General features: G+C 41.2%; 14 protein-coding genes. 1 reads left to right on the top strand and 13 read right to left on the bottom strand.

Annotated features, from left to right (window positions below; translation table 11 throughout):
• Positions 1-77 precede the first annotated feature (77 nt).
• The 4 genes from ACXAEY_RS15570 to rpiB are packed head-to-tail and all read right to left on the bottom strand — an operon-like array spanning position 78 to position 3,030.
• Positions 78-848 carry a triose-phosphate isomerase gene (locus ACXAEY_RS15570; protein ID WP_474813158.1) on the bottom strand — a complete coding sequence of 257 codons (771 nt, stop codon included), beginning with the start codon at positions 846-848 and terminating at the stop codon, positions 78-80.
• Positions 845-1,495, bottom strand: coding sequence for a dihydroxyacetone kinase subunit DhaL (gene dhaL, locus ACXAEY_RS15575; protein ID WP_474813160.1), 651 nt, complete (start codon positions 1,493-1,495; stop codon positions 845-847). Before dhaL ends, ACXAEY_RS15570 begins: the two co-directional genes overlap by 4 nt.
• A 30-nt stretch (positions 1,496-1,525) precedes the next feature.
• A complete protein-coding gene (locus ACXAEY_RS15580) occupies positions 1,526-2,518 on the bottom strand; it encodes a dihydroxyacetone kinase subunit DhaK (RefSeq protein ID WP_474813161.1) in 993 nt (330 codons plus the stop codon).
• Between the two features lie 59 nt (positions 2,519-2,577).
• The gene (gene rpiB, locus ACXAEY_RS15585; RefSeq protein ID WP_474814852.1) at positions 2,578-3,030 is read right to left on the bottom strand and encodes a ribose 5-phosphate isomerase B; all 453 of its coding nucleotides are present in this window, start codon (positions 3,028-3,030) and stop codon (positions 2,578-2,580) included.
• Between the two features lie 370 nt (positions 3,031-3,400).
• Here rpiB and ACXAEY_RS15590 point away from each other — a divergent pair, with 370 nt between their 5' ends.
• A complete protein-coding gene (locus tag ACXAEY_RS15590) occupies positions 3,401-4,051 on the top strand; it encodes a GntR family transcriptional regulator (protein WP_474813163.1) in 651 nt (216 codons plus the stop codon).
• Positions 4,052-4,159: 108 nt separating this feature from the next.
• Here ACXAEY_RS15590 and ACXAEY_RS15595 read toward each other — a convergent pair whose 3' ends face one another.
• From ACXAEY_RS15595 to ACXAEY_RS15635, 9 genes are all read right to left on the bottom strand, one after another.
• Entirely contained in the window at positions 4,160-5,539 is a 1,380-nt protein-coding gene (locus tag ACXAEY_RS15595; protein WP_474813165.1) for an MATE family efflux transporter, read from the bottom strand.
• 40 nt (positions 5,540-5,579) lie between these two features.
• Positions 5,580-6,353, bottom strand: coding sequence for an ABC transporter ATP-binding protein (locus ACXAEY_RS15600; protein WP_474813167.1), 774 nt, complete (start codon positions 6,351-6,353; stop codon positions 5,580-5,582).
• Positions 6,350-7,165, bottom strand: coding sequence for an ABC transporter ATP-binding protein (locus ACXAEY_RS15605; RefSeq protein WP_474813169.1), 816 nt, complete (start codon positions 7,163-7,165; stop codon positions 6,350-6,352). Before ACXAEY_RS15605 ends, ACXAEY_RS15600 begins: the two co-directional genes overlap by 4 nt.
• Complete coding sequence (nikC, locus tag ACXAEY_RS15610) at positions 7,162-8,010, bottom strand: nickel transporter permease (RefSeq protein WP_474813171.1); 849 nt, start codon at positions 8,008-8,010, stop codon at positions 7,162-7,164. Before nikC ends, ACXAEY_RS15605 begins: the two co-directional genes overlap by 4 nt.
• Positions 8,010-8,960 carry a nickel ABC transporter permease gene (gene nikB, locus ACXAEY_RS15615; protein WP_474813172.1) on the bottom strand — a complete coding sequence of 317 codons (951 nt, stop codon included), beginning with the start codon at positions 8,958-8,960 and terminating at the stop codon, positions 8,010-8,012. The genes nikC and nikB overlap by 1 nt, the downstream gene beginning before the upstream one ends.
• Positions 8,961-9,035: 75 nt before the next feature.
• Positions 9,036-10,577 carry a nickel ABC transporter substrate-binding protein gene (gene nikA / locus ACXAEY_RS15620; RefSeq protein WP_474813174.1) on the bottom strand — a complete coding sequence of 514 codons (1,542 nt, stop codon included), beginning with the start codon at positions 10,575-10,577 and terminating at the stop codon, positions 9,036-9,038.
• Between the two features lie 330 nt (positions 10,578-10,907).
• Complete coding sequence (locus ACXAEY_RS15625; protein ID WP_474813176.1) at positions 10,908-13,421, bottom strand: DUF2357 domain-containing protein; 2,514 nt, start codon at positions 13,419-13,421, stop codon at positions 10,908-10,910.
• Entirely contained in the window at positions 13,396-15,915 is a 2,520-nt protein-coding gene (locus ACXAEY_RS15630; RefSeq protein WP_474813177.1) for an MrcB family domain-containing protein, read from the bottom strand. The genes ACXAEY_RS15625 and ACXAEY_RS15630 overlap by 26 nt, the downstream gene beginning before the upstream one ends.
• 184 nt (positions 15,916-16,099) lie before the next feature.
• Positions 16,100-18,016, bottom strand: coding sequence for a 3'-5' exonuclease (locus tag ACXAEY_RS15635; RefSeq protein ID WP_474813179.1), 1,917 nt, complete (start codon positions 18,014-18,016; stop codon positions 16,100-16,102).
• Positions 18,017-18,056 lie beyond the last annotated feature (40 nt).

An 18,056-nucleotide genomic window follows, 5' to 3' on the forward strand; every position in this document is an offset into this window, starting at 1 on the left:
TAGTTAGAATACGTTCAAAAGACCGAAAATTAAAACTTTAGTGCTTACGAACAACACTGGTTAACTGTGAAAGACGCTCACAAAAGTGAATCACACGTTTTAAGAATCTTCTCAAATGAAGTCATGTCCCATGCTGCTCGTCCAATAAATAAACCGTTTACATTTTTGTCTTCAAAATAGGAAAGGTAATTGTCTAGATTCACACTGCCCCCATATAAAATCGGTACCTGGCTGCCTGTTTCCTCAAACAAATCCACTAAGATCTTACGGATTTCACCGTGGATGTAGGAGACATAATCGGAATCTGCAGGGATGCCATTTTCCCCTATTGCCCAAACTGGTTCATATGCTAAGAGCACGTGTGATAGTTGTTCTTTGTTTAGACCTTTTAGAGTCAGCTTGATTTGTTTAGACAATGTTTCTACTGAAATGTTATTTTCTTTCTCGTCTAGCTTTTCGCCAATACAGATAAGCGGTTTCATATTTGCATTTAGCGCAGCATGGACTTTCTTATTAATCGCTTCATCCGTTTCATTGAAATACGCTCTTCGTTCAGAATGACCGAGCTCAATGATATCCATGCCGATCTCTTCGAGCATCAATGGTGAAACCTCACCTGTATAAGCTCCTCGTTCCTCCCAGTGCATATTTTGTGCACCGATTTTGATTGGTGAATCTTCAATTTCACTCTTAATCGGGATGAGTGAGGTATGAGAAGGAATAATAAACAATTCTAGCTTCGAATGATCCAGCTGCTCGCTGACCTTTTTCAATTCCCTCGTGTATGACAGTCCTTCTTCTAAGGTTTTGGTCATTTTCCAGTTTGTGCCGATGTAGAACTTCTTCATACTACTGCATACTCCTGAATCCAATCGTGCATTGCGTTAAAAATGATCCAAACTGAAGTAGCGCCAGCGTCTTGATGCCCAATCGCTCGTTCACCAAGTGATTTAGCTCTCCCAAGTCTACCAAGGTAGCCTTTCGTAGCTTCGACTCCTTCTTTCGCGCCTTCAGCCGCATTCGCGAGACCTTTTAAAAGTGTGTGATTTGCATTTGCACTATCTCGTAATCTCTCTACTGCCGGAGTCAGACCATCAACCATTGTTTTATCTCCAAGCTGTGCTTTCCCTCGCTTTTTAATGGCTTCTAACGAGGTCTCAAACGCATCCGCAAGTGTCTCAATCGTTAATTCTGTAACATCTTGGTACTTATTAAAACCGCTTAGGAACATTGTCCCAAATATAACGCCAGAAGCGCCGCCCATCGTCATAATCATCGCTTTACCAGTTTCTGTAAAGACTTGATTCACCGTTTGAAATTCCTGATTATTTAATTCATTGATTGCCGCTTTGAAGCCAATCTCCATCCCAATTCCATGATCGCCGTCACCAATCGCACTATCGATCTCAGTTAAAAATGGTTTGCTATCAATAATTTGCTGTCCAATGTATTTAAGCATGTCGACCGTCTCGTTTACGGTTAAATAATTTTCCATTGTTGCTCCCCTTTCATAGTCAATTTGAACTTATTTCTTCATATAGTAAGGGGAATACGCAGGCTGATCATAATACTCTTTCAATTCATCATCTAAGAGTAAGAGAGAAATCGATACTCCTCCCATTTCCTGTGAGGTACAATAGCTGTTCACATCATTATGATGAATCTTAATTCCCTTTTGTTGTAACACTTCATTCACTCGACGGTTCACAATCATCAGTTCTAATTGGGTAGTAGCCCCCAGCCCATTAACTAACACACAAACTTCGTCGCCTTCTTGATAATGGAAATCGTTCAATAAAGATTCTAGCATACGGTCTGTTAACTCATCCGCTTTCATCATTTTGGTTCGTTCAATTCCAGGCTCACCATGAATTCCCATACCGAATTCGATCTCATCATCAGCCAAATGAAACGTTGGTTTTTCAAGGCCTGGGATCATCCCTGGACTTAACGCAACACCGATTGAACGGGTGTTGTCGGCAGCCTTTTGCGTCACCCTCGCTACCTCATCAAGAGACAAGCCCTGATCTGCTGCGGCTCCAGCAACCTTGATGACGAACACATCTCCCGCAATCCCGCGACGATCTTCATACCGTTCTAACGGAGCAGATGCGACATCATCACGAACCAAAACGGATTTGCATGTGATTCCTTCCATTTCAGCTAATTCACTAGCCATATCAAAGTTCAAAATGTCACCTGCATAATTTCCGTATACATGTAAAACACCCTTACCGGAATCAATTGCTTTCGTCACTTCTAGCACATTGTATGGAGGCGGAGCTGCAAACACATTCCCCACTGCAGCCCCATCAGCAAGACCTTCTCCAACAAAGCCTAGAAAAAGTGGTTCATGTCCACTTCCCCCGCCAATTAGAATGCCAACCTTCTCCTTCTTTTCCTTCAAGACGATGCCGTTTGTCGTTTCTAGCTTCTTGTACATCTCACCGTGCGCATTCATAAATCCTTCAAGCATTTCCTGTATGAGGTTTTCATTATTATTGATAATTTTCTTCAAGCTACTTTCCCCCTAACAACCTGGCATTAGCACTCATGAAACTTAAAAGATCCATTACCTTATAGCTTCGCGTTGTGAATTTCATTTTCTTTATCAATAATTTGCTGAACCTTATGACTCGACTTAAATTGAACATCCAAATAAGCACGGACAATTTTCTTCCCAGCTTCTGGACCAATAACTTGAGAACCCATCGTTAGAATTTGAGCATTGTTACTCAGCTGTGCTCGTTCTGCTGAATACACGTCATGACAAGTTGCTGCGCGAATACCTGGTATTTTATTCGCAGCGATTGCGACACCAAGACCCGTACCGCAAATAATAATGCCACGGTCTACTTCGCCATTGTTGATCGCACTCCCAACTTCAAATGCGACTGCTGGATAATCGACTGCATCACAACTATGACAACCAAAATCTACCACCTCAACTTCAAGGGTGTTTTCAAGATATTTCTTAATTTCTTCCTTGAATTCAAAACCATTATGGTCAGCACCTAATCCAACTTTCATCATTCGTACCCCTCCATTACCTAGTAAAATTTAACGATGGAACCCTAAATTCTAAAAAAAAGAACACCACTTATTGTAGACATTCAAAAATGTAAGGGTTATCATAACGTTAGTATACAACTGGCATGCCACTTTTGGCAATAGGTAATTTTATAATTTTCACACAATACGAGCAGATGACGCTTGCCAGCACATCTTACATTAGGAGGGCTTTATTAGTCGTTGATACCGTTTCTAGAAACATGTTCAGGATTAAACCAAAACATGAGAATACTTCTATAAAAGAGGTAGTTAAGTGTTAAGATGAAGATATCTTAACGTAATAGCAGTCATAAAATCTATAAGCGCAGTTTTAAAAGGAGAGATTGACTTGAGCCAATTAACATTAAAGGAAAGAGCCTATCAGGAAGTACGAAGGCTGATTATAACAGGGGAAATAAAACCCGGTGACTTCTTATCCGAACGTTCCTTGGTGGAAAGGTTGGAAATGAGCCGCACTCCAATTCGTTCAGCATTGGACCGGTTGGAGATTGAGGGGTTTATTAGACAAGCGCCTAAACAAGGAGTAGTTGTACAGGAAATATCAATAAACAGAGCATTTGATATATATGAATTACGTATTGCCATTGAATCTCATGTCGTCAATAAACTATCGCAGCAATCGATTCAGGACGATGAAGAAAAACGAATTGAAGAAATTCTAAAACAGCAAAAAGCATTAATCGATAACGAGATTTATAATAACGCTTCATTTCTTGCATTCCTCTCCCTCGATTTTGAATTCCATAACGAATTAATCAAAATTGTCGATAACAAAGAATTCATTCAAATTATGGATCAGATACAGGACAAACTACTATTGATCGCAAGTAACGTGTTCCGAAAACAAGAGAATCGCATGCTGGTTTCCTATGAAGACCACTTACGAATTTTTAACTATATCATGAGTGGACAAAATAAAGAAGCCGTTGAAGAGATGGTGAAGCACTTAGAGTATGGAAAGCAAATCTTGATGGCATAGTTAATTCCTTTTCACAAACAAAAGGAGCATTCATTACCTAAAAAATGAATGCTCCTTTTAACTAATTATCTTTACCCTGCATCATGAGAACCGTGCCCGCGATTCTTGTTAAGACGATAGCTTCCGAGCTAAGGGTTCTCCTACTTTATCTCCAAAACTCATTCTCCCTACCTTTGGGATATACATCGACAAGAATAATGACCTCCCGAAACTGAACAGAACGAAGCTTAACCAGATCCCCGTATTCCCTAGGATTGGCACCGTCAGCCAGATTGTCGGCAGGAACAGTAGCAAGGCGAGTAGAATCGAGTCTCGAACTGGTGCCGCTTGGGTTGCGCCTGAGAATAGCCCTTCAAGCTGTAGACCCCAAAAGCCGAGAATGGGGAAAATGACGATCCACATAAGCTGGTCATTTGCTGCCGTCTGCACTTCCCCTATCGTTGTAAAGAGGTTCACGATTTCCTGGCCCCATAGCACCATCAAGAGGGAGAGAAAAACAGCAGATCCCATTCCCCATTGTGCTGATAAGTGATAGGCACGCGTGTAAAGCAGTCGATTTCTACTTCCAATCGACCTTCCGACGAGGATGCTTGATGCATTAGCAAAACCTCCAAACAAATAAGCCATCATATAATGGATTTGCAAAAGGATGGCATTGCCCGCGAGGATTACTTCGCCTAAACTCGCTCCTTTTGAGGTGAAGATGATCGTCATCGTCAGGAGGCATACTGTACGGAGAAACAAGTCTCTGTTCACCTTGAACATCTTTTGAAGCGGTTCAAGCTCAGACAGCATCCTCAACCGCATTTCCTTAAGTCCAGGTTTGATCGAGCGATAGATGACAATCGCACCAAACATGACGGCGGTTATTTCAGAAATCAGTGTTGCGGTAGCTACTCCGACTACGCCCATTCCAAATCCGAGTACAAAGACAATGTCCAGAATGATATTTAGAACATTCATCAGCACTTGGGTCGCGAGTGCGAGCCGGACTTTACCCATTCCGATCAGCCAGCCGATGATTACATAGCTTGCGAGAATGAAAGGTGCCCCCCAGATCCTAATGGAAAAGTAAGATGCAGCAATGTCTGAAACGGCTTCACTTCCTCCCATGATCGTTAAGGAGAGATGCAGGATTGGCGCCTGCAGCACGAGAAAAAGGAAACCGAACAGAATGGCAATGATCATCGGTCTGAAAAAGGTTAACAGCATCTCTCTTTGATCCTTAAGTCCTTCTGCCTGTGATGTAAAGCCGCTCGTGCTAACCCTCAAGAATCCTAGTAGCCAGTACATCGTATTAAAGATAACTGCCCCGATCGCTACGCCCCCAATGGAAACCGGATCCGGCATCCGTCCGACAACTGCCGTGTCCACCGCACCGAGTAGCGGCGTCGAGATCCCAGAAATGACGAGCGGAATGGCTAATAGGAGATATTCCTTATGACTGCAGGCTTTTTTTATTTCTACCGATGGTGATAATAGATTCATAGCATGTTCCTTCTTTCACAATTCTTCCCGTCCTGCACCGTCACTCCAACGATGCGGCGTCTAGCAAAGCCTTTGTATAAGGATTTCTTTCTGGTTCATAAAGATCCCCTAGCTCAAACTGGTCAACCTTGGATCCTTCCTTTAGAACGATGATTCTTTCACACAGATAGGTCACCGCTCGAATATCATGCGAGATAAAGAGGATCGTGATGTTTAATTGCTGCTGTAATTCTTTTAACAGAGTAAGAATCTGAACTTGAACCGTAACATCGAGACTCGCAGTTGGTTCATCGCAAATGAGGAGGGAAGGCTGGAGGCTGATCGCCCTTGCGATACTCACCCTTTGCTTTTGACCTCCGCTCAGTTCGCCTGGGTACCGATCGGCTAAGCTACTTTCGAGACCAACCAGTCCTAGTAGTTTCCCTGCTATGTCTTTATCTGAAAGACCCTCGACTTCGATGAAAGAAGGTGTGAATTCTTTGTAATTCTTCAGCGGTTCTAGGAGGCTTTTCCAGATTGGAAGCTTGGGGTTTAAGGCACTAGCGGCGTCCTGGAAAATCATCTGGACATTCTTGCGGTAGTCTCGCTTAGAGGCACGCTTCTTAGGAGCGATCGGACTTCCTTGAAAGGTAACCTCACCCTCCTGATACGCTTCAAGACCAACTAAAATTTTGGCTAATGTACTTTTTCCGCTTCCACTCTCACCGACGATCCCAAGAGACTCGCCTTCTTTTAGCGAAAAAGAAAGCTGCTTCAAAGCCTGCAGATTCTTTGAATACTGTTTTGATAGATTGTCAACTACGAGAATACTCATACGGAATAGACTCCTTCAGCGGTCGATACTTGTCGTTCCTCTGGTAGTGACAATAACGAGGAACATAGCTTTTTTGTGTACGGGTGTTGAGGATGGAAACGAATCTGCTCTGATGGTTGCTCTTCCACAATCACTCCCTCGTACATCACGTGAATTCGGTCAGACCACTTATACGCTTGTGCAAGATCATGAGTGATCATCAGGACGGCACAGTCCGTTTCTCTGCGTGCTTTATCAATATACTTCAGCACCTTTTCACCATTCATCAGATCTAATGCAGTCGTCACTTCATCACAAATGAGAAGGTTCGGCCTAAGAGCGAGTGTCATCGAGATGGCTGCACGCTGCACTTGTCCACCGCTCAATTGAAAGGGATAGCTAGTAAAGACCCGCTCAGCATCCAAACCGGTTTCCTCCAGAACAAGAAGAGCTGCTTCTTTCGCTGCCTTTTTGGAGATGCGCTGATGCGTTCGAATGGTTTCGATCATTTGCTTTCCGATTTTGATATATGGGGTAAAGCTTCCTCGGTAGTCCTGAAATATTAGTCCGATCTCTTTACCAAGGAGTTGGTGATGCTCTTTCGCACTCAGCTTCAACAAGTCTCGTCCCTTATACAAAATCTCTCCGTCCACTTTCATCTCTTCTGGTAGAATTCCGAGGATCGCTCTCGCGGTCAAACTTTTCCCGCTTCCACTTTCCCCGATCAAAGCAGCTACTTCCCCCTCCTCAATTTCCATATTGATGCCTTTCAGTAAGGGTTCGCCGCTTCTTTCAATGGTTAAGTTGTGAACCGTTATGAAACTGTTCCTCACGTTCGGCCCCTCCCTTTACGAATATCAAAATGATCCTTCAGACCATCTCCTAAAAGGTTAAAACAAAGCACTGTTAACATGATCGCAATCCCAGGATACACCATTAACGATGGCTTCACCTGAAAGTAACTTCTGCCGTCATTGAGCATTGCTCCCCATTCTGGAATCGGCGGCTGTGCGCCTAAACCGATATAGGAAAAAGCAGAAACGAGAAGGATTACTTTTCCAACATCAATGGCTGCCATAACAATGATATCGGGGATAACCTGAGGTAGAATGTGCATGCGGATCGTCTTCAACGCACTCGAATTCGACGTTTGCGACACGAGAACATACTCCTTCTGTTTTTCCGAGAGAACAAGTCCACGGACAACACGCGCATACACAATCCATCTGACGAGTACGATTGCAATCAGGAGATTCGTCAGATTTGGTCCAAGGATACCCGCAATCGCAATCGCCAGGATGAAATCAGGAAATGATAAAATTCCATCTACGATTCTCATAAGAATAGCATCCACTTTTCCACCTATGTACCCGGAGATGAGACCAACTGGTACGCCAATCAGAATGGCTACGACGATCGCAACGGTACCTAGTCCGATGGTCAGCTTCGCACCATAGACAATTCGAGCAAGGATATCCCGGCCAAGCTGATCCGTACCAAGCCAATGGGTCGAAGAAGATGATTGCAGTCTATTCCCCATATCGACTAGAAAAGGATCATGAGGGACAAGCGACCCACCGATCAGCGTCACACATGTGATGATGACGGCGAGTCCAATACCAAGGATTAAATTGATGTTTCCAAGAGACCATGACGTTCGGATAGCTGCTGTTTTCATCACACTGACTCCTTTCCTTTCGTTAGTTGAGGGTTGATGATCATGTACATGAAATCCACCACCAAATTGGATAGAACAACAAGAAAGCCAATGATCAGAATATAGCCCTGGATCACAGGATAATCCCGCTGCATCACTGCGTTAACGATCAACTCCCCCATCCCGGGCCATGAGAAGAGGATCTCGATAACGGTGACACCGCCAAGTAGACTTCCGATGCTTAACCCGAACATCGTAACAAGCGGAATTAAACTCCCCCTTAACGCATGAGAAAAAATGATTCGTTTCTTCCCTAACCCCCGTGCTTTAGCGGCTTCAATGTACGGGCTTTGCAAGGTAGCGATTAAACGCTCACGTAACAGCCTGATATAAATCGGAGCCATGGCAATCCCAAGTGTGACAGAAGGAAGAATGAAATGAGCGAGTGTTGCCTTCCCCATAACAGGCAGAATATTGAATTGCACAGAGAAAACGTAAATCAACATGAGGCCAAGCCAAAAACTAGGAATAGAAGCCCCCGTCAAAGCGGTCCACCTGCTTATATGATCCGGCCAACGCCCTTCGTAAATCGCTCCAAGCATCCCCATCGGCACGGCGATGAGAAAGAGCACGACCAAACCCCCGATCGATAAAGAAAGCGTTGCAGGCAGCTTTTCCATAATCAGGTCCAAAACTGGTCGTTTGGAAATCAAGGATTCACCGAGATCCAGCTGAAGAACTCCCATGACCCACTCGCCATACTGCTCAAGGATCGGCCTGTCAAACTTGTATTCCTTCATCAAACGTTCCTCATCTGCTTTTGTCGCAGCAATGTCGTCCACGTTCAACATCGTCCTGATCGGATCACCAGGCGTAATCTTCATTAATAGAAAGGTTATAAAAGAGAGAACCAACACCATAATCATCAATTGAAGCATTCTCGACCCGATAATGAGTAGAAATTGTTTCATACTGTTCACCTCAAAACAATGAATGATCGTTGTACGAGAAAAGTGAAAGCATCAAAAGATACTTTCACTCTTCTTTTATTCAACATCCATTTCATTTGTAATCAAATAATACTCTTCTGATCCCGGCTTCCAATTCTTCACCCGATCATTCACACCGACAATAATATGAGGATGAAGGATAAAGGACTGCGGTACTTCTTCTTGAACGATTTCAACCGCTCGTTTCTGCAAGTCATTTCGTTGTTCAGGATCAGCTTCCTTGTTCAGCTGCTTCGTTAAGTTATTCACCTCAGGGATGTTAATCTGACCTGGATTTAAAGAACCGTCAGGCAAATAAGATACATTTAGAAAATAGCCACCGTCTCCTCGAGGCGCCGTTAAATTGGAATACGTAACCATATCCCATTCTTGCTGCTTCTCCCAAAGGTAACTATCAATGTTTTCAACGGTCATGACGTTGACCTTGATCCCAAGATTAGCAGCCTCTGACTGGAAGTATTGCGCCATCATTGGAAGTTCAGGTCTCCCTTGATACGTTGCTAACGTCAATTCGAGCTGCTTTCCATCCTTCTCAAGTTTTCCTTCCGCATTCTTCTCATAGCCTGCTTCTTTTAACAGCTTCTCTGCTTTCAGAGGATCATGGGCTGCAGGCTCTTTCTCACTCGCAAACTCGAAATCTGGGTTAAATGGTCCACTGGCAGCTGTAGCGTGACCATTCATGATTTCCTCAACAGCGACCGGCCGATTCACTAACAGATCAAGCGCATGTCGCACCTTCACATCCTGCAGCTCAGGTTTGGCTGAATTATAGAGAAAGAAATGAACTCGTAAACTAGCAACCGACTCGACGCGCAAGTCATTCTGACTCTCGATGGGCTCCAATGATTCTGGAGGCAAGTGGTATGCGATATCCGCTTCCCCTGATTGAAGCGCTAGCGCCCGAACGTTTCCATCGGAGTTGAACGTGATGTTGACTTGATTCAAGTTCGCCTCTCCATCCCAATACTCCGGATATTTCGTTAGTTGGATTTTTTCTTCAGAGGAAAAGCTCTCTACTTGGAAAGCACCCGTAGCAATCGGCTTCTCACCGATATTCTCAGCATCTGTCTTTATGATCGATGCATTGGTGTGAACGAGCTCTGATAAGAAAGCAGGATACTCTTCTGTTGTCTTAAACGTGATTTGCTGTCCATCCGCTTCCATCTCCTCGATCTTCAAAGCGGAAGCTAGCGATTCATTCACTTCAATCGCACGCTCAAACGAAGCCTTGACCGCTTCTCCGTCCATTTTGGAGCCATCATGAAACGTCACATCATCTCGTAACGTAAATACCCATGTTGTTTCGTCCTTCTGCTCCCACGATTCTGCAAGCCATGGCTGAATCTCAAGATTCTCATCGATCTTAACAAGCGTTTCCGCGATTCCGGCACGTACCCCCATCCAGTCTTGATGCGGATCGATCGTTTCTGAGGCAAAGCTGTATAGCAGCGTTAATGATTTATCTTCTGGGGTTGACTCACCTTTCTCTTCTCCCTCAGTCCCTACCTCATTGTTGCAAGCTGTGATAACCAATAGCAGAGCCAGTAGCAGGCCCCCTAAAACCTTCTTTTTTTTCATCAATGCACTCTCCTTCAGAATGAACTTCTTATGTAGCACCCGTCACGATTCAGTGAACGAATCAAACCAAAATGATTACGATTTAAAAAACAAAAAAGTCCCCCCACACTTAATGAACAAGTCCCTCTCACAAATCGTAATCTTTACTATTTACATTAAACTACTATACTTCTCTGATACCCTTCCGTCAATAACTAGTTTTGCTTTTCTATTTAAACAGCGGCTTTTTCTTTGTTAGTTGTAATTGAGAAGCGTCTTCTAGATTCGTTAAGTACATGCCGGCACATATAAAAAGCATAGCTTTTGAAGGCTATGCTTTTTAGTAAGTGGTTAAAAACCATCATCTATATAATTCGTTACTTCCTTAAACACATGAGTAGGATTTTGAGTTAACCATTTTAGTTCAATTTTACTAACTCCACTTTGATGTTCAATAACGACCAACTCATTACCCCTATCAATCCGGAGCCTTACATCTTTCATCCGATAACTAGTAATCCCACTAGCACGATCCAAATGAGTACTGTCTAACTCTGTTGAAACCTTATTTGAGAACCTCCGCAACATCCTCCAAAGCGTTACTTCTTCCTTTGTTTTCATAAATAACTCTGGAAGTTCTCTTGCATTTTCTAATGTATTGAGCGAAGTAAGCGTATAAACAGAGATTCCATACCCAACTGGGCGTATCACTTTATCTAGCATGTTCCATGCTTCTACTTCAAACCGAACATATTCTTCTGAACTAGTTTTAGGAAGTTCTCTAATCTCAGATCGTTTCAAAAAGTTTACGTTCACGATCTTCCCATAACAGGTGACACCATTCTCTTTAGCTGCACCTTTTTTTGGATAGAGCGCAACATACTTTGCTTCTTGCCACCCTTTTTTAAGTTGCTTAACAGGGACATGATAAAACCGATGCTGGATATGAGCATTATAATTTTTCTCCCTAGGCACCATGCCAACTAATACTTTCTCGTCTAGAGAAGAATGCCATTCTTCTAATGAGCCACGCGGTAGAATTCCCTCTTGCTGAATTTCTTCAGGACTTTTCTCTATGAGATTTTCAATAAATTGCTCGACCAATTGCGTAGATTGAGGCAAGAATGGCAATCCACCAATGTTTACTTTATTGATACTCTTATAAAAATCGTGCTCTACATAGATCTCCTCATCAAACCATGGGAACAAGACATATGCACCGAATGCATACCGTTCATACGGCCCCTCTTCTTGCACGACAAGCGCATCACGATAACGGTGCATTGTGTTAATATCGTCTTCTAATGGGCCTGGCGACTTATAATTCCGCTCATAGTAGCTTCCATTCACCGCAAAGTCTACTCTATATTTCGCATCAAAAATGTAATGGTACTTGTGATTCTTACCCTTCTTCTCAATCTTAAGAACCGTATCTGGCATTTGCGTTACGGTTGGCAATTTGCCGTCTTTCATTTGAAACTCTAGAATGATCTTCTCGTTCGTTAACGGATGCTTGAATTCTCTACTTGCTGACTTATCTTTCACTAGATTTACAAATAAACCATCACGATTTACTTTAATAATATCTTGTTTAACTGGTATGTACTTCTTACTCAATATCTGCCCAATCTTCAAGAATGTCCAGTATTCATAAAGTAGCGCAACATCTTTTACAGACATTTGATAGAACTTACCATCAAGCGCTAATCCCCGAGATAAGATTAAGAAGATTTTATATGAATCGCGATAACCAGGTGCCATTTGCATGACTAAACTCATAACCGACCGATCTAGCTCTCCTATCTCTCGCCAAAAAAGGGTGCGGAGCTTTCTCTCTAACTCCCTTTTCATCGCATCGACTTGTCCTAATAACTCCTCATCAATCTCAACATTTCTCCAACCTGGGTCAGCAACTTTCTTCCGTAAATCGTCTAACTTGTTTAGTAGACGATTCATCATCCATTTCACAAAACGGTTTTCATGAGTGTCATACGATAGAACCTTCTTAGTGCCTATCCCTTTCGTTGGCATATACGACTTCCTACCAATCTCAATTCCGTTAGGGACTTCCTGCAGGAGATGAGGTCTTTTTCGCAAGTAGCTTCTACCTCTAGAATCAACTCGTCGCAACCGATCCCCTCGAACGTGCTCATGAATCGTCTTCAATTCATGATGAGGCTGAGTTTCAATCCGTTTAAGCGCATGAAGAAAATCTTGAAAATGCGATTGAATTAGGCGATAAAACTCGGCTAACGTAGGCTTTTCCTCTACCTTTGTCACTGCACCCACATACGTCTTTTTTACAAAATGATAAGCAAGATTATAAACTTCATCGTTCACTTCTTTGAGTAACTTTGTATAATCTTCCTTATAATTCAGCTTTGATGGGAAGACTTCAATCGTGACTTCTACTAGCTTATTATCACCATCATAAATCTCAAATGTAGAATACCCTACTTCATTTTTAAACTGGAGGTTCCCCATCAGAATGGGATCTCTACCAGCCTTCACCATACTAATCGCTCGCCTCAAAGCCGGGTGTTCATGATGGAAACGGAGAGACTTTCCATGCTTTGAAAAAGCAACGAGCTGATAAACGACGTTTTCAAAAAATATCGGTGCATGCTCATCCTTTTCAACTAATTCACCGCGCTGAACATCAAACACTTGAACAGACTGAAGGTTCTTTGCCGTTACCTCTAGCTCCATCTTTTCATCTTGATAATAAGAGCGCTTGTGATACTGCATGAGCGTTTCATATCGTTCATGATAAGGTTTTCCTTTTAAATAAAGAGTAAGATAGTCTGTTTCAATGACAACAAGCTCAACTTCTTCACGATTAAGTCCAGAAGGAAGTGAAGCCATCTTCACGGAACCTCCTTATCATTTCAAGCAGCTTTTGTTCTGACTTTGGATAACTAGGCTTTTCTGATCCAACCAACAGATGATCAAGTTGGTCATCAGAAACCCGTTTACCTGAAAGCAAAGTATAAAGATCTTCTAAAACATGAAGGACTCTCGCATCACTACCTGCTAGACGTGGTAGGATCTTCTGAAGCACTTGATAATCAAATGCGTTTTCGAACGACATTAAGCCTCCTTGCTCATTATAAATGCAGTAGAAACAAACCTCATCTCGTACTCGATAACCAACGTGTGCCCCAATTCGCTCTAGGAGTTTGTTAATGTCGACAAGCAGATCTGTCGCTTTATGGACAATGTCTTTATTGTCTTCATAAGCATCCTTCAAATGTAAGTACTTCCCACTAAGCAATTCAGTTTGAACCTCAAGCTGCTCAATCTCTTCTACAGTTTCTAAGAATGAAAAGTTATTTAAATTCACTCGATTAAACTCAATCGTATTTGCCCGATCCAACACTTTCTTACTAAAAGGATGTGTCGTCTCATCCATATTCACCGTACCTACAACAAACAAGTTTTCTGGAATACCTAAATGCTCTCCTAACGTTTCTTCTGGTAGCACAGAAGTGGTAACAAGTCTCCCATTCTCCCACCGTCGACTTTCCATAACGCTAAGAATATCACTGAAATAATACTCGACTCGCGCAAGGTTCATTTCATCTAACAATACAAAGTAAGGCTTTTCTCTATTATTAGCCGCTTCTCGTATCACTCTAGTTAAAGGTCCTTCTTGAAATTCACCCTTAATGTCAACATAACCTAATAGATCTGATCCGTCGCTCCAGTCTGGACGCACAGGAATTAGAGTGAATTGACCATTCTCTTCGGTTGCTCCTACGCTTTCTGCGAACCACTGAACGATTTTTGTTTTACCAGTTCCCGAGATTCCAGATAAGATGACGAATGGCTTAGTTTTTAGAGATAGGAAGAGGTTTTCTACTTCTTCTTTTTCGTAGTGGAAGCCTTTGCTGGATATGTAAGAGTTAATATGTGAAACTAGTTCTTGATTAGTGTAGTTAGGACTATCACCAATTGGCAAGTCACTATCCTTAGTTCCTTTAATATTTATGTAACTCTCGTAGTACCCTACCATCTTTCTTAGATCCTTAGTTAACTTTTCCTCTGATGGTAAATCACTAAATGAGTATGAAATATATGCTGCAGTAGATTCTACATAATCTCTGGCTTTCTTACTTTCACCTAAGTAATAATTATTCCCTTTTGAGACCTCTTCCATTGAAATATGTTTCTGAATCTCCCTATTTATTCTTTGCATGTCTTCTTTTGAAGTTTCTGTTACTCCTTGCGCTAAAGTTAAATAGACATGCTTCATGTCTTCACTAAATAAGTAGACAATGTAATATCCTTTTTGTGTTGTCTTTGTCACTCTGTTATTCATGATGGCTAGCCATGGTACTGTTGCCCAGTTACCTTGTCCCACAGATCCTTTAACCGTATATGTATCCTCATCGAGAAATGGTAGTTTATAGATTGCTTCTACTAAATCATTCCTCACAACCTTACCTAGTGGGTGGTTTGCAAATTTACTACTTCTTGCATCGACATAATTTTGCATAATTTCATTCAAGAGAGGTCTAATGCGCTCTTCCATTACTGTATTCAACTCCTCATCTAGTAGTCCAGCTGTTTCCATCCAAGACAACATGTATCTTGTTCGTGTATCAGCAACCGATTCTACCATCAGATTATCGCCTCTTGAATTTTGAACAATTAGCATCCCTAATTCCTTAATCGCTCTTATTTTCTCATCCTTAGTGACTTGAGAAATATTAGACAGGAGCTTTAGTACCAGATTGAAATAATTATGTTCTTTCATCTGATTTCTCAATATCGCTTTTCTAGCATTGCTATCGCGATATTCTTGGATAAGCTTTTCATTAGCTTTGTAATTATTATTTAGAAAACCTAACAGTTTGAGTCCTTGTCTTGCTCTCGATTTTAATCGTTTCGTTTTATCCTCTGTAAAATGATTGTTAAGCTGTTGGGGATTTACTTCACCAACAGAAATTTCTTTTAGTAGAGTTAAGGATTGATCTAAACTTGCTTCTGGGAGTTGATCTGTAAAGTAATTCTCCAAAGCAATTGCTAGCTTGCCTTCTTTTTTAGTCTTTTTAACGAAAGGCAATTGAGAAAAAAGAGCCATAATGAAAGCAGACCGGCCTTTAGCTTTAATAAAATCATTTGAGGCTGCCACCCTTGCTCTCTTAAATTCCTCCCATGCTTCTAAAATGAAAGCTGTTGATATTAGTTCCCAAGGTTTTTCTTTTATTCCATTTTCGAATTTTTCTTTTGAAGCTCTAGTTTCAATATAAAATCCTTTTTCATCTACTTGTGTGATTCTATTAATTTGTGCTGTTCCTAGAGTTTCAACAACTTTGACTTCGCTTAACTTTTTAAGCACTATTTTTTCAAGCATCTTTTCACCTTCTTATTACTTTTCCATATTGTAACAGACATTTAGAAACTATCCTAAGACCCTAGATTTAATAAGCTTTTTGTAACCTACATTATCCCATAACGATAAAAACTTCGCTTTCCTAATAAAGAAAAGCGAAGTTAAAAAGAAGTTGGTAGTATTGTCCGGCTTAGTAACTGTACCATTATTGATTGATTAGAATTGATTTATTTTCAACACTCTGTTCTTTTTCTCGTTTTTCGATTATTTTATTGAAATACTCTGTATACTCAGAACGACCACTGTAAGAAATCATCAAATACTCAATCGCTCTTGTCATTCCAATATACATCAGAGCTGCTTCTCGATTTTTATCCTCTTCAAGAGCGAAAGGCATATTATCTGCATTGACAATGAACACTGCTTGGAAATCAAGTCCTTTACTACTATCAAAGGTTGATAACTTAACAGTTCCGTCGTCTTTTTGATACAACCGTTTGGATTCTTTACTTTCTGTTATCCATGTATAAGGTATTTCTTGCTCAGAGAAGATACGTTTTAGAGTATCTACTATCTCAACTTTATAAGTGCGCTTCACTCTATACAAAACAAGCATCTCTTCATAAGGAACCTTCTTTTCCACATGTAATTTTCGCATTGTCTTTGCAACATACCTGGCTTCGTCTTGCCAGTTTGATAGTCGAACTAATGCTGGTTCTGGTCCTTTCCTGCGTGTACTTTGAGGTGGAATAATCTCCTGACCTTCTAACTGACCTGAGACAACTTTTTTTGATTCTGCATGTGTTTGAAAGAATTCCCAAGCAAATTGAATAATTTGTGATGTATTTCGATAGTTGATTTGTAGGATCTTTGATCGTCCTCTAAAATCAAGCCCAATATTTTGCAAATAATTGCGCCCCCGTTGATAGATGGTTTGAGCACGATCTTCTACTAATAACATAGAAGAGGTTTCATCATTTAATAAAAGACTAACAAGCTTTAGCCAATCGGCTTCAAAGTCCTGACCTTCATCAATCAAAATAGCATCATATTTAGGTAATATGGATTCTCCCTTTTCAAGTTTCTCAATTATTATCGGGAGCTTAGCTTCAGAGATTCGCAGATCTTTCTTTAACCATTCATGAAAATTCCTTACATTAATTCCTTCAAAGCGATCTTCCGTTTCCATTGCTGCTTCAAATAAATCTGTTGGTTCTTCCATTTTCGCACGAACCATCGCTTCAATTGATCTGGATAGAGAAATATTGTAGCAGAGAATTAGAATCTTCCAGTCTGGATGTTGTTGCTTAATTAATCTAGCTCGACTCGCAAGAATAAGTGTCTTTCCACTACCAGCAACTCCACGTATAAGCCGATTACCTTCACCTATTTGTTTCGCTAGCTTTTCTTGGTGAAGATCCATAGTTTCTAAATTATGTAGAGATAGTAACAACTGATCTCGATATGGAGCAGGTTGTTTAAACTCTCGGCTAATCCGTACTTCTGGAAACAAGTGATAGCGTATTCCTTTTATTTCCTCTTCTGATAGTGGTTCTTTTAATCGAAATGAAATGGTAAACATATTTAATAATTTCTCAACTAATTGCTCTTCATTAAATTCGTCTTGATCTGGATCAATCTCACCTCTTGTTAATAAAAAGGTTGGATCAATCACTTCATATAGATCTGATTTAATACATTGGGTTTGTGTCAAACGAGTAAACACTGTCCCGTAACCGCAAGGGAATTTAAGATTACCTTGATACTTCCCTTCTTGTTGAGTAAGGTTACTATCCTTTTTTAGTAGATTTTGAATTGTAAACATGTAATCTCTCGCCTGTTTTAGGGGAGACTTCACCGTAACCATGCCATCATTACTACTATTAATAACCCATTCATCATGTGTTAGGCGATGAAGAGTACTTAACGTATAATCCTTAACTTCTAATACAAGTAGTCCTAAATAAGGTCCAATTATCAAAAAATCTGGGCGTTTCCCTTTTATTTCAGGTTCATAATAAACAATATAATCATCATCCAAGTATTCCTTTAATGTGTTGAAGAGCACACGTTCTCCTCTAGTGGCAGTTGTCCGTATTGTATCAGGTACAGTGATGGCCAAATCTTTTCTCCCTCCACGAAAGCAATAGGTATAATATGGT

The sequence above is a fragment of the Anaerobacillus sp. ABA4_114 genome (assembly GCF_056159065.1).

Coding starts and splice junctions, on each gene's coding strand:
- ACXAEY_RS15570 (WP_474813158.1), bottom strand. CDS start 848: ATGAAGAAGTTCTACATCGGCACAAACTGGAAAATGACCAAAACCTTA.
- dhaL (WP_474813160.1), bottom strand. CDS start 1,495: ATGGAAAATTATTTAACCGTAAACGAGACGGTCGACATGCTTAAATAC.
- rpiB (WP_474814852.1), bottom strand. CDS start 3,030: ATGAAAGTTGGATTAGGTGCTGACCATAATGGTTTTGAATTCAAGGAA.
- ACXAEY_RS15595 (WP_474813165.1), bottom strand. CDS start 5,539: ATGAATCTATTATCACCATCGGTAGAAATAAAAAAAGCCTGCAGTCAT.
- ACXAEY_RS15600 (WP_474813167.1), bottom strand. CDS start 6,353: ATGAGTATTCTCGTAGTTGACAATCTATCAAAACAGTATTCAAAGAAT.
- nikC (WP_474813171.1), bottom strand. CDS start 8,010: ATGAAAACAGCAGCTATCCGAACGTCATGGTCTCTTGGAAACATCAAT.
- nikB (WP_474813172.1), bottom strand. CDS start 8,960: ATGAAACAATTTCTACTCATTATCGGGTCGAGAATGCTTCAATTGATG.
- nikA (WP_474813174.1), bottom strand. CDS start 10,577: ATGAAAAAAAAGAAGGTTTTAGGGGGCCTGCTACTGGCTCTGCTATTG.
- ACXAEY_RS15625 (WP_474813176.1), bottom strand. CDS start 13,421: ATGGCTTCACTTCCTTCTGGACTTAATCGTGAAGAAGTTGAGCTTGTT.
- ACXAEY_RS15630 (WP_474813177.1), bottom strand. CDS start 15,915: ATGCTTGAAAAAATAGTGCTTAAAAAGTTAAGCGAAGTCAAAGTTGTT.